Here is a 19,268-nt window from a genome sequence, read left to right as displayed (position 1 = left end):
GGATGAGGGGTCGAAAGACCTCTCCGCAAGCTTCTGAGAAACCCCTCACCCGACCTCGCTCCGCGAGGCCACCCTCTCCCGCAAGGGGAGAGGGAAACTCACCCCGCCTCGCCCGTCAGCTCCCTGCGCGCCTTCTCCAGCTCCTCGGCGTAGCGCCGCGTCGCGTAGGCCTCCGACAGCACGCCCAGCACGTTCTTCTTGTCGTCGATCACCGCCAGCTCGTCGGTCTCGCCGTGGTCGAAGGCGCGCATGACGTCCTTGATGGTCTGGTCGGGCTTCAGCGCCGTGTCGGCGTTGATCGCCAGGCTGGCCACGGGTTTCTCGCCGTCGCCGCCGTCGACATAGGCCTTGGCGGTCGGGATCACCCCGGCATAGAGCCCGGTCTCGTCGACCATGATCACCCGCTTGGTCGAACCCAACGGAAAACGACGGCGGAACTCGGCCAGGGTGGTCGAGGCCGGCACGGTCTGGACATCCTTGCGCATCATCCGCCCGGCGCTCAGCGGCCGCATCCACGAGACGTCGTGGGCGCTGCGGATGGTCTCGCCGCGCAGATGCAGGCGCCAGGTCGAGAACGAATAGCCGAAGGTCTCGCGCACCATGGCGCTGGCGATCATCGAGGCCACCAGGGCCGCGGCCGCCACCGTGAAGTCGCCGGTCGCCTCCAGCACCAGGAACGACATGGTGAAGGGTCCGCCGACCACGGCCACGCCCAGCGCGGCCATGCCGACCAGGGCCGCGACGGTCGGATCCAGGCTCGGCGCCCAGGGGATCAGCAGCGACAGCGCCGAGAACACCTGGCCGATCAGCGCCCCTAGGAACAGCGAGGCGAAGAAGAGGCCGCCCCGAAACCCGAAGCTCAGCGAGATAACCGAGGCCAGCGCCTTCATCGCCAGCAGCAGCACCAGAATCTTCAGCGGCAGCTCCGTCATCAGGTTCAGGTGCAGCGCCCCGTGCCCGGCCGACAGGGTCTGGGGCGTCACCAGGGCCAGGGCGGCGAGCCCGACGCCGCCGATCGCCGGCCGCAGCCAGCGCGGGATCGGCGAGCGGGTAACCAGCCGCTCCGCGTTGGCCACCAGCCGCATCAGGGCGATGCCCAGCACCGCGCTGATCAGGCCCAGCAGGGCGTAGAGGCCATAGTCGGTCCATGACTGCACGGCCTGGGTATCGGTCTTCAGCAGATAGGGGATCGCACCCATCTTGCCAGCCACCAGCACGGCGGCCAGGGCCGCAGCGGCCACGGGGGCCAGGTTGGCGACGGTATAGGCCCCGATGACGATCTCGAAGGCGTAGAAGGCCCCGGTCAGCGGCGCTCCGAACGCGGCGGCGATCGCCGCGCCGGCCCCGGCGCCCACCAGGGTGCGCATGTCGGCCCGGCGCAGGTTCAGCCGCTGTCCGGCGAACGAGGCCGCCGCCGCGCCCGCCTGGGCATAGGCCGCTTCCAGCCCCACCGAGGCCCCCACTCCGTTCGACAGCATGGTCTGGCCGCAGATGAAGGCGCTGTCCTTCATCGACAGCCGCCCGCCGTGCAGGGCGTTGGCCTCGACCGGGTCGACAGCCGGACGCGGCCGGTACTTGGCCCAGGCCCAGCCGGCCGCGCCCAGCAGCAGGCCGCCGATCGGAATGGCCAGCAGCCGCCAGGGCGCCACGTGGGTCTGCGCGCTCAGCCGCTCGTTGATGTCGATCTGGAACAGCAGCATCTGCAGGCCGTGCGCCACCTGGGCCTGCACGACCGCGAAGGTTCCGGCCGCCACCCCGATCAGGGTGGCCACGGCGATCAGCCAAAGCTCGCTGGACCGGATCCTGCGCCGCAGCCAGCCGACGCCCTTCACGGATGCGGCGGCGGAGGCGTGGGCGAGCGACATGGGTCTTCGATAACGCGGGGCGGCAGGTCACTTCAATCCCGCAAGACCCCCTCAGTCGGCTTCGCCGACAGCTCCCCCAAAAGGGGAGCATCTCGAAGAGCAACGCGCCCGCAAATCCTCCCCCTCTGGGGGAGGTGGCCCGGAGGGCCGGAGGGGGCTAGCGCTAGACCTTCAACCGCCGCGCCTTCAGCCGTCCCGCCAACGCCTTCTCCGGCGCCGCGCCCACGAACCCCGGCCCCGCCGCATAGTCCAGCCGCCGCACCAGCAGCCCCAGCGGCGCCGCCGTCAGCCGCGCCAGCAGCCCGCCCGCCGGAACCAGCAGGGCCGCCGCCCCTGCGCCGCCGGCCAGATGCGCTTCGACCGGTCCGCGCCAGGCCTCCGGCAGGCCCCGCGCCGGATCCAGCGCCAGGATCCAGTCGCCCCGCGTCACAGCCGCTCCCGCCGCCAGCAGCGCGCCCCGGTCGCCCGACGCCGCCACGAACCGCGCGCCGCTGTCCTCGATCAGCGCATCCAAGCCCGGCTCGGCCGGCCCGGCGATCACCACCTCCTTGACCAGGCCGTCGACGGCCGCCGGCACCAGCTGGGCCAGAAGCTGGGCGAGCGCATGCACGGAGGCTGGGCCGGGCGCGACGGCGGGAAGGATCACAGAGATCATGCATCCGCCTTTGCGGCCTCGCCCCATGCGGCGTCAAGCATCGTTCTTGTTATGTTCTAAATGTGCGCGTAAGGTTCGCCTCATGCTGTCGCGCCGCTCCTTCACCGACACCGCCTACAAGACCGGGACCGCCGCCCTGCGCGGGCGCGGGGCGCGGAGCAACGAGACCGGCCGCTACGAGAGCCGCACGTCTGAGCCCTTCGAAGACGGCTGGACGGAGGAGGACAACGCCGCCCGGCCGCTGACCACCAGCGTACTGGCCATGAAGTCCAAGACCGTCATCGCCCGCAACAAGAGCCCCGACGTCGGCTTCGACCGCTCGATCAACCCCTATCGCGGCTGCGAGCACGGCTGCATCTACTGCTACGCCCGGCCCGCCCACGCCTATCTCGGCCTCTCCCCCGGCCTCGACTTCGAGAGCAAGCTGTTCTTCAAGCCCGAAGCCGGCAAGCTGCTCGACCGCGAGCTTTCCAAGCCCACCTACAAAGTCGGCAGCGTCCATATCGGCGGCGACACCGACCCCTACCAGCCGCAGGAGCGCGGGCTTCGCGTCACCCGAGGCGTGCTGGAGACGCTGAGCCGCTATCGCCACCCGTTCTCGATCATCACCAAGTCGGCCCTGATCACCCGCGACCTCGACATCCTGGGTGAGATGGGCCGCGCCGGCCTGGCGCGCGCGGCGGTGTCGATCACCACGCTCGATCGTCGCCTGGCCCGCAGCATGGAGCCCCGCGCCGCCACGCCCGAGCGGCGGCTCGACGCCGTGCGCCAGTTGTCCGAAGCCGGCGTGCCGACCATCGTCATGTTCGCCCCGGCCATCCCGTCGCTGAACGACCACGAGATGGAGGCGGTGCTGGAACGGGCCAAGGAAGCCGGCGCGGTGGCTGCGGGATACGTCGCCATCCGCCTGCCGATGGAGATCCATGGCCTCTTCGAGCAGTGGCTGGCCTCCGACCACCCCGACCGCGCCAAGCGGGTGATGTCGCTGGTGCGCCAGATGCGCGGCGGGGCGGCCTATGACAGCGAGTTCGGCAAGCGCATGACCGGCGAAGGCCCGATCGCCGAGGTGCTGAACCAGCGCTTCCACGCCGCCCTGCGCCGCTTCGAACTCGACAAGCCCCTGCCCCGCCTCGACATCACCCAGTTCCGCGTCCCGCCCAAGGCGGGGGATCAGTTGAGTTTGTTCTAGTCGCTCCTTCCACCCCCAGGCCCGTCATCCCGGCCGAAGCGAAGCGGAGAGCCGGGACCCAGGGGCCGCCGTATTGCGCCAGCCATCTCAGGGGCGCCTGATCTGGACGCCGCGTCCAGTCGCCTGGGTCCAGGCTCTGCGGCCCGCTACGCGGTCCTCCGGCCGGGATGACGACGGAGGGAAAGGCGGCTGACGAACGTCCACGCTTGCGTCTGTCACAGGAAGGTCCGCCAATGCCGCCCATGACGACCGAACACCGTTACGCTGGCGGATGCCTATGCGGCGCCGTGCGCTGGAGCGCCGCGGGCGAACCGATCTACCAGGGCTATTGCTGCTGCGCCGATTGCCGCAAGGCCTCGGGCTCGGGCTTCGTGCCGTTCATGGGCTTTGCGGCCTCGGCGGTGACGATCACCGGCGAGACCCTGAAGGTCCGCTCGCCGGCCTTCCGGGGCGGCACGGCCCTGCGCAACGCCTGCCCGACCTGCGGCGGCCTGGTGTTCGGCGGCGAGGTCGGGGTCGACGCCAGCCACACGATCTACGCCGGCTCGCTGGACGACGCCGCGCAGTTCGCGCCGACCATGGCCCTCTTCCTGCGCGACAAGCCGGCCTGGGTGGTGCTGCCGCCGGGCCTGGCGGCCTTCGAGACCATGCCGGACTAGAAAATCACCCAGCCACCTGTCGGTGCGAACGCCCGCCGTTCGTCCTGGCCGAGAACCGCCCGAGCCGGGGCGCCATAAAAAGTAAAAAGGGAGAACGAGCATGTCGGATACGAGCGGAAAGTTCGGCTGGTACGAACTGATGACCACCGACGTCGAGGCGGCGGCCAAGTTCTATGCCGAGGTCGTGGGCTGGACGCCGACCGACTCCGGCCTGCCCGGCCCCACGCCCTACACCATCCTCAATGTCGGCGACGCCGGGGTCGGCGGGGTGTTCACCCCCGAGGGCGGCTGTCCGGAAGGCTCCCGCCCCGGCTGGATCGGCTACATCTTCGTCGACGACGTCGACGCCTATGTGGAGAAGGTCGTCGCGGCCGGCGGTTCGGTGTTCATCCCCGCCGGCGACATCCCGACGATCGGCCGGTTCTCGGTCGTCGCCGACCCGTACGGGGCGGTCTTCACGCTGTTCAAGCCGTTCCCGCAGGACGAGATCCCGCCGCAGCCGCCCGAATGGGCGCCGGGAACCTTCGGCTGGCGCGAACTGATGGCCGGCGACCTGGAAGGCGCCTTTGCCTTCTATTCGGGCCTGTTCGGCTGGGTGAAGACCCAGGCCATCGACATGGGCCCGATCGGAACCTACCAGCTCTTCGCCTACGAGGCTGGCGGTCCCGACGTCGGCGGCATGATGACCAGGACCGCCGACATGCCGGCGTCGTTCTGGAACTACTACGCCCAGGTCGACAGCGCCTGCGCCGCCCGCGACCGCGCCCTGGCCGCCGGCGCCACGACCATGATGGACGTCCACCAGGTGCCCGGCGGCAGCTGGATCTACATGGCGACCGACCCGCAGGGGGCCGGGTTCGCGGTGGTGAGCACGCAGCAATGATCCTTCTCCCCTTGCGGGAGAAGGTGTCGGCGAAGCCGACGGATGAGGGGTCCCTCAGAAACCAAAACCGCACCCGGCCTGACCGCTGTAAGCAGCTTTGAGATTTGAGAGACCCCTCACCCGACCTCGCTCCGCGAGGCCACCCTCTCCCGCAAGGGGAGAGGGGCTATTTTGCGAGCAACAACGCCTTGGTCAAAAACGCCTTGTCGCGCCCGATGACCCGTAGCCCCGCCGCGCCAAACAGCGCCTCCAGGTCCTCCTGCGCGTAGCTGCCGTAGAACGGCTCGTGGAAATAGGCCGGGAAGACCTCGAGCATCCGCGCCAGCTGCGGCTCGTCGGAGGGCTGGACGGAGTCGGCGAAGGCCAGCACGCCGCCAGGCTTGAGCACCCGGGCCAGTTCAGCGGCGACGATGGGGCGCACGCGCGGCGGCAGTTCGTGGAACAGGTAGACGCAGGTGACGGCGTCCAGGCTGCAATCCGCGAAAGGAAGATGTTCGGCGTTGGCCTGCACCATGCCCCGGCCAGAGCGGGTGCGGGCTTCGGTCAGATAGGCCGGCGACAGGTCCACGCCCGCCAGGGCCGCGCGCGGGAAGGCCTGCGCCAGGTCCCGCAGGAAGGCGCCCGAACCGCAGGCGACGTCGACGGCGCTGAGCGCCCGCTGGTCGCGTCCCCGCCAGTGCCGCGCCAGCAGCGACAAGGCCCGCCGGCGCATCGCACCGGCCGCGCCGGAGAACAGCGCCTCGACCTGGGCGTCGTAGCGACGGGCGCTCTCGGCGGTGAACCAGCCGCCCGACTGATAGTGGAAGTTCTGCCGGTAATAGGCCGGATAACCCTGGCTTTTCGGATCGTCACGCACCTCGACGCCGTCCCCGCGCCGGCGGCGCTGGTCGACCTCGCGGGCGTCGGCCAGGAAGTCCCAGGCCTTGAGGATAGAGCCGGCCGGATCGGCGGGCGCGTCTTCCATCGGCGGATAGAGGCCGGCGGCGACGTCGGCGGCGTCCTTCTCGAAGGCGGCGAAATAGGCGCGGCGCAGGCGCGCCCGCGACAACGGCGGGGACTCCGACGCCAGGCGCGGCGCGGCCTTGCCCTCGGCCGGCCGGGTCATGAACTTGGCCAGCCCGCCGGCGGCGGTCCACCAGGCGGCCTTGGCCGCCGCTTTGCCGCGCTGGGCGGCGGCGTCGAGCGTAAACGCCCTACGCCCGCCCTCGCCTCTTCGTTCGTCCTGGACCATGCCGCCTCATCGCGAGAAGACGCCGGCCAGCTCAATATGCGGCGACCAGAGGAACTGGTCCACCGGCAGCACCTTCTCCAGCTTGAAACCGGCGTCGATCAGGACGCCGGCGTCACGGGCGAAGGTCGCCGGGTTGCAGGAAACCCCCACCACCCGCGAGACCTTCGACTTGGCGATCTCGTGCACCTGCTCCAGCGCGCCGGCGCGCGGCGGGTCGAAGACCACGGCGTCCATCTTGTCGAGTTCGGTCGACAGCATCGGCCGGCGGGTGAGATCCCGCGCCTCGGCGACGATAGCCTTGAGGCCCGGCGCCGATCCGACGGCCGACTTCAGGGCCGCGATCGCCGGCTCGGCGGAGTCGGCGGCGTAGACCGAGCCGATCTCGGCCAGGCGGAAGGTGAAGGTGCCAACGCCGCAGAACAGGTCGGCGATCCTGGCCGCGCCGGCCACGTGCGCCAGGGCGAAGTCGGCCATGGCCTTCTCGGCGGCGGGCACGGCCTGCAGGAACGAGCCGGCCGGCAGCGGCACGATAGCGGGCCCCAGCTTCACCAGCGGCTGACGGGCCATGTACAGCGTCTCGCCGGCCAGGGTGACGCGGGCGAAGTCGAACTCGCCGGCCACCATCGCCGCCTGCACGCGGGCGTCGGCCGACAGCCCGCCGCTCTTGCGCTCCACGCCGGTGACGTCGATGTCCAGGCCCGTGCCGGTCAGGGTGACGTGCAGGGTCGGGGCCGACTTCGGATGCTCGAGGAACGGCTGGGCCAGACGCGCCAGACCCGGCAGGGCCGCGACGATCTTGGGATGGGTGACCGGGCATTCCTCGATCTTCACCAGGTTCCAGGAGCGGCGCTCCTTGAAGCCCAGGCGCACCCCGCCCTTGCCGCCGCGCGCGTGCAGCGCCACCCGGCGGCGCGAGGCCGGCGGCGAGGCGATGGTCGGCAGGATCTCGGTCTCGATCCGCTCGCGCTTCAACTCGAACCGCACCTGATCGCGCTTCCAGTCGAGATAGGGCGCGATGTCCCAGTGCTGCAGGGCGCAGCCGCCGCAGTGGCCGAAGTGCCTGCACGGCGGCGCGACCCGCTCGGGGCTGGCCTCGAGGATGTCGACGAGCTCGCCGCGTGCGCCTTCCATGCGGGCGGTGATCTTCTCGCCCGGCAGGGTCAGCGGCACGAAGGCCGGGCCGGCCGCCACGCCGTCGCCCTGGCCGCCGACGGCGTCGATAGTCAGTTCTCGCATTGTCAAAAGTCGCCTTAAGGAACCGCGCCGGGCTCCGATCCGTTCAAGCCAAGCCATGGGCATGGCCTAATTTCCGCCTCTTCCGCGCCAAGTTCGACGCCGAAGAAGCCAGTTCGAACGCGTCCATACCTCATTCGGGGGCCGCGTGCGTGAACGAAGATGAACGGCCCGGTCAACGACCGTTCAGCTACGGCTTGGCATGGTGCGAGCAACGGACGGTCCCTCGATCGTCACGCCCGCCTTCAGGGAGAGTTTTTCGATGATGATCCGGACCGCCATCAGCGCCATCGTCGCCGGCGCGGCCCTCGTCGGCGCCGCGGCCCCGACGATCGCCTCGGCCCAGGCCTACGGCTACGACCAGGGCGGCTATCAGGGCGGCCAGGGCGGCGCCTATGACCGCAACGGCTACTACTACGACCCCTGCCGTCGCAGCACGACCAACCGCGCCACCGGCGGCGGCCTGGCCGGCGCCGGCATCGGCGCGGCCATCGGCAGCAGCGTCGCGGCCCGCGGCGCCAAGACCGAAGGCGCGGTGCTGGGCGGCCTGCTCGGCGCGGTCGTCGGCGGCAACATCGGCAAGAGCTCGGCCGCCTGCGCTCCCGGCGCGACCCCGCCGCCTCCGCCGCCGCCCCGCGCCTACAACGACCGCTATGACGACTACGACCGCAACGCCGGCGGCTACGACGACGCCCAGTACGACCGTCGCGGCGGCTACACCTACGAGTCCGAGCGCTCCTACCGGGTGACCGAAGGCCGCGCCGACGCCAACGGCTGCACCCTGGCCGAAAGCCCGATCTACCTGCCCGACGGCCGCACCCAGAAGCGCTTCGTCCGCGTCTGCCCCGACGCCTCGGGCCGCTATCAGGTCGTCGACTAAGCTTCGGATTTCCTCCCCGGAATCCCATACTGAGGGCCGCCAGCTCCCCCCGCTGGCGGCCTTTTCTTTTGCCCGCCGTCTGTCGGAACCACCGCCCCGCCCTGCTATTGAGATCGCATGACAGACGTCGATATCGCGATCGTGGGCGCCGGGGCGGCGGGCCTGGCCGCCGCCGGGGAAGTCGCCGCCAGCGGCCGCTCGGGCCTGCTGCTGGAAGCCCGCGACCGGCTGGGCGGACGCGGCTGGACGATCCCCTCGCCCGTCGGGCCGCTGGACCTGGGCTGCGAGTGGCTGCACTCGGCCGACCGCAACCCGCTGATCGCCCGCTTCGAGGCCCTGGGCCTGACCATCGACCGCACCCCGCCACCCTGGGCCAACATCGCCGACACCCCCGCCTTCGATCGCGAGGAGCGCGCCGCGTTCGGCCCGGCCTTCCAGGCTCTGGACGAACGGCTGGCGGCGGCGGCCGAGGACGGCGGTCCCGACCGTCCGGCCTCGCAGCTGATGCTGCCCGGCGATCCCTGGAACCCGCTGTTGAACGCCTTCAGCGCCTTCTACAATGGCGCCGAGTTCGACCAGGTCTCGCTGCACGACTACGCCGCCTATGACGACAGCGAGGTCGACTGGCGCGTGGCCGAAGGCTACGGCGCGGGTCTCGCCCGCCTGGCGCCCGCCCTGCCGACGCGTCTCTCCACGCCGGTGACCACGATCCGCCACGACGGCCCGCGCCTGGTGCTAGAAACGCCGCAGGGCGCGATCTCGGCGCGGGCGGCGATCATCTGCGTTCCCACCGCGATCCTTGCCTCCGGCGCCCTGCGCTTCGTCCCCGACCTGCCGGACAAGCTGGACGCCGCCGCCGGCCTGCCGCTGGGCCTGGCCGACAAGGTCTTCCTCCAGGTCGATGAGCCGGAAGCCTTCGCGCCCGAAAGCCAGCTGTTCGGCGATCCTCGCAGGACGGCGACGGGCGCCTATCACCTGCTCCCTCTGCACCGGCCCGTGATCGAGGTGTTCCTGGGCGGCGCCCACGCCCGGTCGCTGGAGGCGCAAGGCCCGGGCGCGGCGGCCGCCTTCGCGATCGACGAACTGGTCGGTCTCTACGGCTCGGGCCTGCGCTCGCGCGTCCATGTGCTGGCGGAAACCGCCTGGGCCGCCGACCCGTTCGCCGGCGGTTCCTACTCCCACGCCCTGCCAGGCCGCGCCGGCGACCGCGCCCGGCTGGCGGCGCCGGTCGATGACCGGATCTTCTTCGCCGGAGAGGCCTGCTCGCCCGACGCGTTCTCGACGGCCCACGGGGCCTGGCTCACCGGCGTCGAGGCCGGGCGGGCGGCGGTGGCGGCGGTGGGATGAGGCCGCTACGTTAATCGACGCCGCAAACAGACGCGACCAACGTCCACTCCGGGTGGGGAGGAGACGTTTGCGCGTAGCCAGAAAACCGCCTTCCGTGCGGCCCTACATGGCGCTCCGAACGAGAGTTACCGTCCGTAGCCTATCCGCATGATTGTGATCAGCTATCATGGCCTCTCGAATCGCCAATTGTGCCGCTTAGCATTCGCTCTAGGCTGGGATCAACACAAGCCAGTCCTGCCCGCGCAAGCGTGCACGAAGAGAACGCTCGATATGCCCGACGTAGATTCGCAAAGTGCGCTCCTAAACGAGATCGATGCTAAGATCGGTGAAGTCCGAACAGAAGCAATTGATATCTCGTTCGGTGAGGTTATTAGCCTCAAGGCTAGCAGTGAGATAAAGATTGATCCAGAGTACCAGCGCCTGTTTCGCTGGTCGACAGATCAGAAATCTCGACTTGTTGAGTCCATTCTGCTTCGGCTTCCGATCCCGCCAATATTCTTTATTGAAAACGAGGATGGAACGCTTGAGCTCATTGATGGGCTGCAGCGGGTCAGCACGATGATCCAGCTGGTTCAACCCGATCTTATCGGAGTTGAAGAACTTGAGCTCGCGGGTTGCGACATCATCGACTCTCTAAACGGCTACAAATACGAAACGCTTCCGCTTCCGCTCAAACTTCAGTTGAAGAGATCGACCATCCGTGCGGTCGTTATCAAACGTCAGAGTAAATCATTCCTGCGCTATGAAATGTTCAAACGCCTGAATACAGGCGGTTCGCTGCTAAGTCCTCAGGAGCTTCGAAATTGTTCTGCTCGCCTGTTCGGTGAGATCGGCATCGATTTCTACAATTTCGTGATGGAGCTCGTGCAGTGGCCGTCTTTCTGGCGGACAACTGAGTCATTAGCCGAACCTGACGTCGAAAAGCGTGGCCGCGAGGAGCTAGTTTTGCGGTTCTTCGCTGCCAAGAACGGTCCAGACTACTATCATGGCCATGTCGCCGACTGGCTCGATAGCTATATGGAATCGGTGCTTCTGCAAAAAGAGCACTTCGACCTAGAAGAGGAAAAGGGTCAGTTTAGGCGGGTCTTTGATCTCGTCGATAAGACCCTCGGCCCGGGCGCGTTTTGCAAATACAAAGACGATGCGCCGGTGGGTGGGCTAGCGCCCGCTCACTATGAGGCGATCGCAATCGCCTTGAGCAATCGCATCGATAAAGCCGAGCAGGTCGATTCTGGTACGCTGTACAAAGCAATCTTAAAGGCCAGACAAACGAGTCAGTTTCGCGAGAACGTCGGCCCCGGCGCAAATAAGAAGTCCAAGTTGCGGGGGCGCATTCAAGTGATCGAAGAGGCGATCGATAGCGTTGCCTAATGGTCAGCAGCGCACTTCTCAGATTGATCGATGAAGAGTTGCGGTGGCGAGAGAAGGAGCTCGCCATTCTAAAGGTTCGTCTATTATCTGACGTCGGCGAAGAGCTTCATTTTCGTTGCTCGTATCGCTCATTCGTAGCCATCACATACGCTCATTATGAAGCTTTTCTAAAGCTTATCGCCAGCCAAATTCTTATCGACATCAAGAACCAATCAACCGACCCTTCTAAATGCTCGGATCTGATACAACGAACCCTTCTCGCTAAGGCGTGGCGAAGGGAAATAGAGCGGTCATCCACAGAGCAACTTGTAACTAGGCTGCTCGATGGAGTTTCATATGTGGATAGCCTAGGGTTCCCGTCGGAGCAGGTTTTCTTTGAAATCAGCAATCTGAACATTGCAAATCTAGAGACGCTACTTTCGAACATCGGAATAAGTCCCGCTCTAATTATTGACTATAAGGGCGCTGTCGGGCGCATCGTTGACCTGCGTCATCGATGCGCTCACGGAGAGCGGCTATCGTTCGACTCTTCCAAAACGATGCACGACCTTGCAGAGGAGATTTTTGGCGTTCAGGCGCGAATTTTAGAGTTGATGCATGCGGTCGCCGTCGAGGCGATTGATCACTGCACCGAGCGAAGGTTCTTGCGTCCGCCGCAGGACCCGCCCGCCCCGGACTCCTGATTGACTCCATAGGCCCAACCGGACCTGGACGGCTACCCGATGCGCGCTGACGCCTAATCGGCCTCCACGGTCCGGAATTCCGCTTCGGTGGTAGATTCCGCGCCTGCCCGTCACAGGAGCGCGTCATGCCCGCGCCTCTAAAGCCGACCGCGATCAAGCGCCTTGAAGGCAACCCCGGCCGTCGGCGGCTCAACAGCCGCGAACCACAGCCGGTCGGCCTGCCGAGCAAGCCGGACTTCATCACCGGGGAAGGGGCGAACGGAATGGGGCCGGGCTATCGGCGCCATGCCGCCCGGAGTCTACACCGCCGCCGACGGCCCGCTGCTGGCGGTCTATTGCGTCGCCTGGTTTATGTTCCGCAACACGCTGGCGCTGGTCGCTCGGGAAGGAACCCGCAGCGTCGGATCGCTCGGTCAGATCGTGCCGCATACGGCGCTGGGGATCGCGGCCAAGCACAGCGAGATTATCCTGCGAGTGTCCGAACGGCTCGGGATGAACCCGGCCGCCAGAGTCCGTCCGGAGACGGTCGGCGAGACCGGCAAGTTCGCCGGGCTGTTCGGCTGGAATCGGCTGGGCGCGGCTTGACGCTCGATAACGGACGTCACGAAGGTCTGCGAGGGGTCGTGAGCGGACGTTGAAATCCACGCCTGAGCGCCAACTCTCACTTAGACGGCTGAGGTCCTCTCACCCCTTCAGCCAGGCCGCCGCCTCTTCCACGTCCACCACGTCGGCATATTTCAACTGCAGATCCGTCAGGTTCGCGAAGTGGTAGCTCTCGTGCTTGTCGGCCACGCACTGCTCGGGAACGATGGTGCGGTAGCCGCGCGACAGGCTTTCCACCGCGCTGGCCCGCACGCAGCCGCTGGTCGAGCCGCCGGTCAGGATCACGGTGTCGACCTTGTGCCAGACCAGATAGCTCTGCAGCGGGCTCTCGAAGAAGGCGCTGGGCATGCGCTTGTCGTAGACGAGGTCCACGGCCGCATCGATCTCGACACGCGGGTCGAAGGCGTGGCGTTCGCTGTCCTGCTTGATGTTCTGCAGGCTGTCGGGCGTGTCGGTGCGCGTGCCCCAGACGCCGGCGTCGCCGCCGTCGGGCTTGTACATCACCCGCGTCCAGATCACCGGCATGCCGCGCGCGCGGGCCAGGGCCGACAGGCGGTTGACGTGGGCGATCTGGTCGGGATCGGTGACGTAGGCGCTCTTGGGGAACAGGTCTGGCCGGGTATAGGCCTGCTGGAAGTCAATATTGACCACCGCCGCCTTGGACCCGAAGCCGAAGCGGGCGCGGGCCGGATTGGCCTTCACCGCCTCGTAGAGCTGCCGGGCGGTCTTGTCCTCGGCCACCATGGTCGGTTCGAAACGCAGGGTCATGGCGAGCTCCGTCAGGTTGGGGTGAAGAGGCCGAGGAACGCGGCCCCGATCAGCAGGACCCAGAGGGTCAGCACCACGGGACGCGTGGCCTCCAGCACGGCGCTGATCGCCGCGTCGCTTTCCGGCGTCGGGCCGGTGGTCAGCATGGTGGTCACCGGCGCGCCCAGCGGCGCCAGCTGGCGGCGGATCAGCAGGCCGCAGGAGATGGCGATCGCCAGGATCAGCATCTTCAGGGCGATGAACAACGGCGCGGCTACGAGGCCCGCCAGGCTGGCGAGCGCGTAGCCGCCCAGGCCCGCCAGCACGGCCCAGCGGATGGCGATGTCGATGCGGCGGATCCCGGCCTTGGGCGGGCTGTGGTGGATGTGGATGCTCCAGGCCATGATCAGCCAGAACAGGCACAGCGCCCAGACCGCCGCCACGGCCACCGGCGAGACGTCCCACCAGCCCTTGACCGTGGCCAGGGTCAGGCCCGTCGGCAGGGCCAGGATCAGGCAGGTGCGCGGCGCCATGTCGATATCGTTGAGCACGCGCAGGGCCAGGCCCCGCTCCTTCACCGTCCGCGCCGGGTCGGTCAGGTAGCGCGAGATGTAGAAGGCCCCCAGGTCCCCGCCCAGCCAGTAGACGAAGACCAGCACGTGCAGCAGCGTCAGCAGGGCGAGAAGCATCGTGGAATCCGGCGGTTGTCGTGCCGCCTTGATGCCGCCTCGCCGGGCGCCGGGGCGGCTCGTCGCCGATTTTATCGCCTCGCGGATATCCCTACGCCCGCGACGTTCGGCGGCGCCGTGCGAATCCGAAGAAGCGTGCTAAGGCACAGACCGAGGGGCTTTCCGATCTTGTAGGTACCCATGCGTTCTTACCGTCGCCCAGTGCTGGCGCTCGCCGGCTTGCTGCTGCTTGCCTTGCCCCAGACGGCCGCCGCCCAGACCCATGAGCAGGCGGTGCTCGACGAGATCAACTATGTGCGGACCAACCCCCAGGCCTACGCCCGCGAACTGAGCCGCGACCAGGGCCTCTATCGCGAGGATCCTCAGGCGTTGGACGAGGCCGTCGCCGAGCTGCAGCGCCAGCGCCCCCTGCCGCCGCTCACCTCGGACGGGCGCATCGACGACGCGGCCCGCGACCACGCCCGCGTCCAAGGCTCGCGCGGCGACGTCGGCCACGGCGCGAGCGGAAGCCTGGGCCAGCGGCTGCGCAAGTACGGCGTCTATGCCGGCATGTCGGCCGAGAACATCTCCTACGGCTACGAGGATCCGCGCGACGTGGTGCGCCAGCTGATCGTCGACAGCCGCGTGCCCGGCCGCGGCCACCGCCGCAACATCCTGTCGACCGGCTACAGCAGCGCCGGCGTCGCCTGCGGCGGCCACCGCTCGTACGGCGCCATGTGCGTCATCGACTTCGCCGGGGCCATGCCCGAAGGCGTGGCGCGGGCGGCGCGGTAGGGATCTCCATCACCCCCGCTATTTTTTACCGAGCATCCCCGCGAAGGCGGAGATCCAAGCCGAGTCAGCGGGCGCTCCACGGCCGCGCCCCATCCCGAAAACCCGCTTGGATCCCCGCCTTCGCGGGGAAGATCGGATCTGAGGTCGGCTCAGTAGATATCGACAGGCGCTAGATCACCCCCGCCACCGCCAACTCGGTGATCTCCGCCTCGCTCTTGCCCAGCCCCTTCAGCACCGTCGCCGTATCCGCCCCGAGGCTCGGCGGCGGACGCTCGACCACGACAGGCGTCCTCGACGCCCGGATCGGCGAGGCCACGGTGCGGATCGGAACGGCGAGATCGTCCCGCGCCTGCTCGACGACGAGACCGCGATGCACCGCCTGCGGCTCTTCGAACACCTGGTCGATGGTGTTGATCGGCCCGCACGGCACGCCGGCCGCCTCCAGCAGGGCGATCCAGGCCTTGGTCTCGCGGCCGGCCAGGATCGGCGCCATGGCCTGGGCCAGCTGCGCCCGCGCCGCCACCCGCTGGGCGTTGGTCGCAAAGCGCGGATCCTCGCCAAGCTCGGGCGCACCGGCCGCCTTGGCGAAGGCCCGGAACTGGCCGTCGTTACCCACCGCCAGCACCATCGCCCCGTCGGCCGTGGCGAACACCTGATAGGGCGCCAGATTCGGATGGGCGTTGCCCAGGCGTCCCGGCGCCTGGCCGGTCGCGAAATAGTTGCTGGCCTGGTTGGCCAGGACGGCGGCCTGCACGTCGAACAGGGCGATGTCCATGTGCTGGCCCTCCCCCGTCGCGCGGGCGTGCAGCAGGCCGCAGAGGATGGCGTTGGCCGCATAGAGGCCGGTGAACAGGTCGACGACCGCCACCCCCACCTTCATCGGCTCAGCGCCCGCCTCCCTGTCCGGCTGGCCGGTGATCGACATCAACCCGCCCATGCCCTGGATCATGTAGTCGTAGCCGGCCCGCGCCGCGTAGGGGCCGGTCTGGCCAAACCCCGTGATCGAGCAGTAGACGAGACGCGGATTGATCTTCGCCAGGCTCTCGTAGTCGAGGCCGTACTTGGCCAGACCCCCGACCTTGAAGTTCTCGACCACCACGTCGGCCTCGGCCGCCATCTGGCGGATCAGGTCGGCGCCGCGCGGGTCGGCCATGTCGATGGTCACCGAGCGCTTGTTGCGGTTGGCGCAGGTGAAATAGGCCGCGTCGCCCCTTCCCCCGTCCACCGTCTCGAAGAACGGAGGCCCCCAGGCCCGGGTGTCGTCACCGACGCCCGGCCGCTCGACCTTCACGACCTCGGCGCCCATGTCGGCCAGGGCCTGGGTCGCCCAAGGACCGGCCAGCACGCGGGAAAGATCGAGCACCTTGACCCCCGAAAGGGCGGCGCCGGGCCTGACGTCTGATCGCAAGGCGACTGCTCCGGATATTCCTGTTGCGGGCGACGTTCAGCGCCCCAGGCTGCCTCGCCTACCGATGTGATCGCGGCGGGGCAAACGGCGATGGCGAAACTATCCGAAAACCAGGCTGGCGAATTCCAGCAAGGCGAGTTCCGGAGGGGCTGGCCGCTGCTGCTCAGCGTCGTGCTGGGCGTCGGCCTGGGTCTTTCGCCCCTGCCCTTCTACAGCATCGGCATGCTGGCCCCGCAGCTGGCCAAGGAATTCGGCTGGAGCTTCGCCTCGATCATGCTGGGCCTGCCGGTCGCCACCGTGGCCGTAATGATCGTCGGCCCGATCATCGGCTGGCTGGGCGACAGGATCGGCGTGCGGCCCGTGGCGATCGCCTCGCTGGTGCTGTTCGCCTTCGCCTTCATGGCCTTTTCGCTGACCAACGGCGCCCTGCCGCTGTTCTACCTGAACTGGGCGCTGATGGGCGCGGTCGGCGCCGGCACCCTGCCCACCACCTGGACCCGCGCCGTCAACAACGGCTTCGAGCTGAACAAAGGCCTGGCTTTGGGCGTCGCCCTGATGGGCACCGGCGTCTTCGGCTTCATGATCAAGCCGTTCCTGATGTGGATGATCGAGGCCCACGGCTGGCGCGCGGCCTATCTCGTCACCGGCGCCCTGCCCCTGGTCATCGCCCTGCCGGTGGCCCTGCTGGCCTTCAAGGACCCCGGCGTCGGCCGCGTCCACACCGAGACCGCGCCCCTGCCGGGCCTGACGCTTCCCGAGGCCCTGCGCGATGCGAAGTTCTGGCTGATCGCCAGCGGCTTCCTGCTGTTCTCCTTCGCCATCGCCGGCCCGCTGCCCAATCTCGAGAACATGCTGAAGCTGAAGGGCTTCAGCAAAGCCGAGATCGTCAGCCTGGCGCCCGTGGTCGGCCTGTCGGTGATCGCCGGACGCGTGGCCGGCGGCTGGCTGGTCGATCGCTTCTGGGCCCCGGCCGTGGCGCTCGTTTTGCTGTGCCTGCCAGCCCTGGGCTGCCTGATCCTGCACGGCCAGGACCCTGGCTTCACCGGCGCGCTGGTCGCCATCGCCCTGGTCGGGGTCGCGGCGGGCATGGAGTTCGACCTGCTGGCCTTCCTGATCGCCCGCTATTTCGGAGCGCGATCCTATTCGACCCTCTACGGCTGCCTCTACTGCGCCTATGCGGCGGGCTCGGGCCTGGGGCCGGTGGCGTTCGGGGCCGATTTCGACCGCAGCGGCGGCTACCAGCTGTCGCTGGTCGTGGCGACCGTGCTGCTGGTGCTGGGCGGCCTCGTCCTGCTCCCCCTGGGCCGCTACCGCTTCGCCGCCGCCCATGAGGTCGAGGAGGCCCGCGTCGAGGCCGCCGCCGGCGAGCGGGTCGCCGTTCCCGGCGCCTGACAGGCGGATTTTCCCGCCGTCGTCCGCCCCGACCCGGCCGGAGCGGCGCAAGCTCTTCCGCCTACAGTAGGAGTGCGCCATGACCGGTCGCGTCAACGAGGGGCCGATCCAGGCCTATGACGGCCCGCCCGACTATCGCAAGGTCGGCCGCCACGGGGTGTTTCCCGAGATGTCGCACGACGAGATCGAGCGGCTGAACGTCCTGGCCCAGCTCAACCGCCACCTGTCGACCCGCCTCATCCCCGGCGTGAAGCAGGCCTGGGAGACCCGCGTCGAGCCGGCCTTCCAAAAGACCCACGGCCGCGCCCCCGACGATCGCCACGAGGTCCGCAAGGCGCTGCTGAAGGATCCCGCCTTCCAGACCTGGTCGGCCCTGCGCCGCCTGACCATGGAGCAACGCCAGCAGGCCGGCCGCTGGACCACCCTGCGCCAGGCCGAGGAACTGGCCGCCAAGGCCGCCGCCCTCAACGCCGCCTCGGGCCAGCTGGAGCTCGACCCGACCCTGACGATCCCGCGCTACGTGTCGGCGGTGGACCACCACTGCATGCCCGGCAGCTATCACGTCGAGCGCTTCGAGGGCGACGTCTCGGGCGGCGCCAACTACGATCACGGCGGCTTCGCCACGACCGGCGGGCTGCTCGGCCGCTTCTCTGACGGCGGCGGCCACGCCGTGGTGCGCTGGGTCAAGCGCCGGCTGCCGGACTTCAAGCCCAAGCGCATCCTCGACATCGGCGCCACCGTCGGCCACAGCGTCCTGCCGATCGCCCAGGCCTTCCCGGATGCCGAAGTGGTGGCCATCGACGTCGGCGGGCCGATGCTGCGCTACGCCGCCGCCCGCGCCGCCTCGCTGGGCGTGACCAACATCCGCTTCGTCCAGGCCGACGGCGCCGACCTGTCGCGCTTCGAAACCGGCAGTTTCGACTGGGTGCAGACCACCATGTTCCTGCACGAGCTGTCGCTGACCTCGATGAAGGCCATCTTCGCCGAGAGCCGCCGCGTGCTGGCCCCGGGCGGCGTCGTGCTGCACGTCGAGCAGCCGCAGTACGCGCCGACCATGCCGCTGTTCGAGCAGGCCATGCGCGACTGGGACGCCTTCTACAACAACGAGCCCTTCTGGAGCACGCTGCACGAGATCGACCTGGACGCCCGCATGGTCGAGGCCGGCTTCGAGGCCGACGAGCTGATCCATGACGGCGTCACCGCCGTGGTCGACCGCGAGGTCTTCCCCGACGCCGCCGACGACGACAGCGAAGATTACGGCCGCAAGGCCGCGTGGCGCGTGATCGGAGCGCGGAAAACTCAATGAGCATCGCCGACGCCCTGGCCGACGCCGGCGCCAAGCCCGCCGGCAAGCGCCCCTATTTCTTCGCCAATCCCGAGGTCGAGCGCGTGCTGGCCGTGACCATGGCCGTGGTCCAGGAACTGGCCGTCACCCGCGCCCGACTCGACACGCTGGAACGCGTTCTCGAAGCCCAAGGCGGCCTCGACCGTGCGCAGATCGAACGCTTCGAGCCCTCGGCCGAAGCCGCCGCCGAGCGCGGCCTGTGGCTGCAGGAGTACCTCGCCCGCGTGCTGCGCATCGTCCAGCAGGAGGCCGAGGCCGCCGTCGCCACCGGCGACGTCGCCTCCGAAGACGTGGCCGTCGAGCTGCGCGACTAG

19 protein-coding genes are annotated in these 19,268 nt (G+C 68.6%); 12 read left to right on the top strand and 7 right to left on the bottom strand.

The window, feature by feature from the left end; all coding sequences use genetic code 11:
- Positions 1 to 98 precede the first annotated feature (98 nt).
- Positions 99 to 1,865, bottom strand: coding sequence for a chloride channel protein (locus tag AC07NG_RS22215; RefSeq protein ID WP_494596400.1), 1,767 nt, complete (start codon positions 1,863 to 1,865; stop codon positions 99 to 101).
- A 163-nt stretch (positions 1,866 to 2,028) separates the two neighbouring features.
- Entirely contained in the window at positions 2,029 to 2,520 is a 492-nt protein-coding gene (locus AC07NG_RS22210) for a cell wall biosynthesis glycosyltransferase (RefSeq protein WP_494596399.1), read from the bottom strand.
- Positions 2,521 to 2,602: 82 nt separating this feature from the next.
- Between AC07NG_RS22210 and AC07NG_RS22205 the strand changes: the two genes are divergently transcribed.
- The 3 genes from AC07NG_RS22205 to AC07NG_RS22195 all read left to right on the top strand — a co-directional run bounded on the left by AC07NG_RS22205 (position 2,603) and on the right by AC07NG_RS22195 (position 5,251).
- Positions 2,603 to 3,709: a PA0069 family radical SAM protein gene (locus AC07NG_RS22205; protein ID WP_494596398.1), complete on the top strand. Its 1,107-nt coding sequence runs from the start codon at positions 2,603 to 2,605 to the stop codon at positions 3,707 to 3,709.
- A gap of 233 nt (positions 3,710 to 3,942) precedes the next feature.
- A complete protein-coding gene (locus AC07NG_RS22200; RefSeq protein WP_494596396.1) occupies positions 3,943 to 4,368 on the top strand; it encodes a GFA family protein in 426 nt (141 codons plus the stop codon).
- 100 nt (positions 4,369 to 4,468) lie between these two features.
- Positions 4,469 to 5,251: a VOC family protein gene (locus AC07NG_RS22195; protein WP_494596394.1), complete on the top strand. Its 783-nt coding sequence runs from the start codon at positions 4,469 to 4,471 to the stop codon at positions 5,249 to 5,251.
- A 166-nt stretch (positions 5,252 to 5,417) separates the two neighbouring features.
- On the opposite strand, the gene AC07NG_RS22190 is transcribed toward AC07NG_RS22195, so the two are convergent.
- Both AC07NG_RS22190 and AC07NG_RS22185 read right to left on the bottom strand, forming a co-directional pair.
- Entirely contained in the window at positions 5,418 to 6,482 is a 1,065-nt protein-coding gene (locus tag AC07NG_RS22190; protein ID WP_494596392.1) for a class I SAM-dependent methyltransferase, read from the bottom strand.
- Positions 6,483 to 6,488: 6 nt separating this feature from the next.
- The gene (locus AC07NG_RS22185) at positions 6,489 to 7,718 is read right to left on the bottom strand and encodes a class I SAM-dependent RNA methyltransferase (RefSeq protein ID WP_494596390.1); all 1,230 of its coding nucleotides are present in this window, start codon (positions 7,716 to 7,718) and stop codon (positions 6,489 to 6,491) included.
- A gap of 259 nt (positions 7,719 to 7,977) precedes the next feature.
- On the opposite strand from AC07NG_RS22185, the gene AC07NG_RS22180 reads away from it, so the two are divergent.
- From AC07NG_RS22180 to AC07NG_RS22160, 5 genes are all read left to right on the top strand, one after another.
- Entirely contained in the window at positions 7,978 to 8,595 is a 618-nt protein-coding gene (locus AC07NG_RS22180) for a hypothetical protein (RefSeq protein WP_494596389.1), read from the top strand.
- A gap of 117 nt (positions 8,596 to 8,712) precedes the next feature.
- Complete coding sequence (locus AC07NG_RS22175; RefSeq protein WP_494596387.1) at positions 8,713 to 9,942, top strand: flavin monoamine oxidase family protein; 1,230 nt, start codon at positions 8,713 to 8,715, stop codon at positions 9,940 to 9,942.
- A 270-nt stretch (positions 9,943 to 10,212) separates the two neighbouring features.
- Positions 10,213 to 11,313 carry a DUF262 domain-containing protein gene (locus tag AC07NG_RS22170; RefSeq protein WP_494596385.1) on the top strand — a complete coding sequence of 367 codons (1,101 nt, stop codon included), beginning with the start codon at positions 10,213 to 10,215 and terminating at the stop codon, positions 11,311 to 11,313.
- Positions 11,313 to 11,996: an MAE_28990/MAE_18760 family HEPN-like nuclease gene (locus AC07NG_RS22165; RefSeq protein WP_494596383.1), complete on the top strand. Its 684-nt coding sequence runs from the start codon at positions 11,313 to 11,315 to the stop codon at positions 11,994 to 11,996. The genes AC07NG_RS22170 and AC07NG_RS22165 overlap by 1 nt, the downstream gene beginning before the upstream one ends.
- 162 nt (positions 11,997 to 12,158) lie before the next feature.
- The gene (locus AC07NG_RS22160) at positions 12,159 to 12,581 is read left to right on the top strand and encodes a P27 family phage terminase small subunit (RefSeq protein WP_494596381.1); all 423 of its coding nucleotides are present in this window, start codon (positions 12,159 to 12,161) and stop codon (positions 12,579 to 12,581) included.
- Between the two features lie 99 nt (positions 12,582 to 12,680).
- Here AC07NG_RS22160 and AC07NG_RS22155 read toward each other — a convergent pair whose 3' ends face one another.
- Positions 12,681 to 13,367: an isochorismatase family protein gene (locus AC07NG_RS22155; protein WP_494596380.1), complete on the bottom strand. Its 687-nt coding sequence runs from the start codon at positions 13,365 to 13,367 to the stop codon at positions 12,681 to 12,683.
- A gap of 11 nt (positions 13,368 to 13,378) precedes the next feature.
- Entirely contained in the window at positions 13,379 to 14,035 is a 657-nt protein-coding gene (locus AC07NG_RS22150) for a hypothetical protein (RefSeq protein ID WP_492854912.1), read from the bottom strand.
- A gap of 180 nt (positions 14,036 to 14,215) precedes the next feature.
- Here AC07NG_RS22150 and AC07NG_RS22145 point away from each other — a divergent pair, with 180 nt between their 5' ends.
- On the top strand, positions 14,216 to 14,809 hold the full coding sequence (locus AC07NG_RS22145) for a CAP domain-containing protein (protein WP_492854911.1): 594 nt from the start codon (positions 14,216 to 14,218) through the stop codon (positions 14,807 to 14,809).
- A 169-nt stretch (positions 14,810 to 14,978) separates the two neighbouring features.
- On the opposite strand, the gene AC07NG_RS22140 is transcribed toward AC07NG_RS22145, so the two are convergent.
- Positions 14,979 to 16,217: a CaiB/BaiF CoA transferase family protein gene (locus AC07NG_RS22140; protein WP_494596379.1), complete on the bottom strand. Its 1,239-nt coding sequence runs from the start codon at positions 16,215 to 16,217 to the stop codon at positions 14,979 to 14,981.
- Positions 16,218 to 16,307: 90 nt separating this feature from the next.
- On the opposite strand from AC07NG_RS22140, the gene AC07NG_RS22135 reads away from it, so the two are divergent.
- The 3 genes from AC07NG_RS22135 to AC07NG_RS22125 all read left to right on the top strand — a co-directional run bounded on the left by AC07NG_RS22135 (position 16,308) and on the right by AC07NG_RS22125 (position 19,268).
- Complete coding sequence (locus tag AC07NG_RS22135) at positions 16,308 to 17,609, top strand: MFS transporter (protein ID WP_494596378.1); 1,302 nt, start codon at positions 16,308 to 16,310, stop codon at positions 17,607 to 17,609.
- Positions 17,610 to 17,688: 79 nt separating this feature from the next.
- Positions 17,689 to 18,915 carry a class I SAM-dependent methyltransferase gene (locus tag AC07NG_RS22130; protein WP_494596377.1) on the top strand — a complete coding sequence of 409 codons (1,227 nt, stop codon included), beginning with the start codon at positions 17,689 to 17,691 and terminating at the stop codon, positions 18,913 to 18,915.
- Complete coding sequence (locus tag AC07NG_RS22125) at positions 18,912 to 19,268, top strand: hypothetical protein (protein ID WP_494596376.1); 357 nt, start codon at positions 18,912 to 18,914, stop codon at positions 19,266 to 19,268. Before AC07NG_RS22130 ends, AC07NG_RS22125 begins: the two co-directional genes overlap by 4 nt.

The sequence above is a fragment of the Caulobacter sp. GW821-FHT10C03 genome (genome assembly GCF_059415485.1).
The sequence above is the reverse complement of the archived record's forward strand: the minus strand, read 5'-3'. Positions and strand labels throughout refer to the sequence as shown.

Bases quoted from the DNA above. Each gene is read 5' to 3' on its own strand.
- AC07NG_RS22180 (WP_494596389.1), top strand. From the start codon at position 7,978: ATGATGATCCGGACCGCCATCAGCGCCATCGTCGCCGGCGCGGCCCTC.
- AC07NG_RS22200 (WP_494596396.1), top strand. From the start codon at position 3,943: ATGCCGCCCATGACGACCGAACACCGTTACGCTGGCGGATGCCTATGC.
- AC07NG_RS22135 (WP_494596378.1), top strand. From the start codon at position 16,308: ATGGCGAAACTATCCGAAAACCAGGCTGGCGAATTCCAGCAAGGCGAG.
- AC07NG_RS22150 (WP_492854912.1), bottom strand. From the start codon at position 14,035: ATGCTTCTCGCCCTGCTGACGCTGCTGCACGTGCTGGTCTTCGTCTAC.
- AC07NG_RS22125 (WP_494596376.1), top strand. From the start codon at position 18,912: ATGAGCATCGCCGACGCCCTGGCCGACGCCGGCGCCAAGCCCGCCGGC.
- AC07NG_RS22145 (WP_492854911.1), top strand. From the start codon at position 14,216: ATGCGTTCTTACCGTCGCCCAGTGCTGGCGCTCGCCGGCTTGCTGCTG.
- AC07NG_RS22205 (WP_494596398.1), top strand. From the start codon at position 2,603: ATGCTGTCGCGCCGCTCCTTCACCGACACCGCCTACAAGACCGGGACC.
- AC07NG_RS22170 (WP_494596385.1), top strand. From the start codon at position 10,213: ATGCCCGACGTAGATTCGCAAAGTGCGCTCCTAAACGAGATCGATGCT.
- AC07NG_RS22215 (WP_494596400.1), bottom strand. From the start codon at position 1,865: ATGTCGCTCGCCCACGCCTCCGCCGCCGCATCCGTGAAGGGCGTCGGC.
- AC07NG_RS22130 (WP_494596377.1), top strand. From the start codon at position 17,689: ATGACCGGTCGCGTCAACGAGGGGCCGATCCAGGCCTATGACGGCCCG.
- AC07NG_RS22185 (WP_494596390.1), bottom strand. From the start codon at position 7,718: ATGCGAGAACTGACTATCGACGCCGTCGGCGGCCAGGGCGACGGCGTG.
- AC07NG_RS22190 (WP_494596392.1), bottom strand. From the start codon at position 6,482: ATGGTCCAGGACGAACGAAGAGGCGAGGGCGGGCGTAGGGCGTTTACG.
- AC07NG_RS22210 (WP_494596399.1), bottom strand. From the start codon at position 2,520: ATGATCTCTGTGATCCTTCCCGCCGTCGCGCCCGGCCCAGCCTCCGTG.
- AC07NG_RS22155 (WP_494596380.1), bottom strand. From the start codon at position 13,367: ATGACCCTGCGTTTCGAACCGACCATGGTGGCCGAGGACAAGACCGCC.
- AC07NG_RS22195 (WP_494596394.1), top strand. From the start codon at position 4,469: ATGTCGGATACGAGCGGAAAGTTCGGCTGGTACGAACTGATGACCACC.
- AC07NG_RS22175 (WP_494596387.1), top strand. From the start codon at position 8,713: ATGACAGACGTCGATATCGCGATCGTGGGCGCCGGGGCGGCGGGCCTG.
- AC07NG_RS22165 (WP_494596383.1), top strand. From the start codon at position 11,313: ATGGTCAGCAGCGCACTTCTCAGATTGATCGATGAAGAGTTGCGGTGG.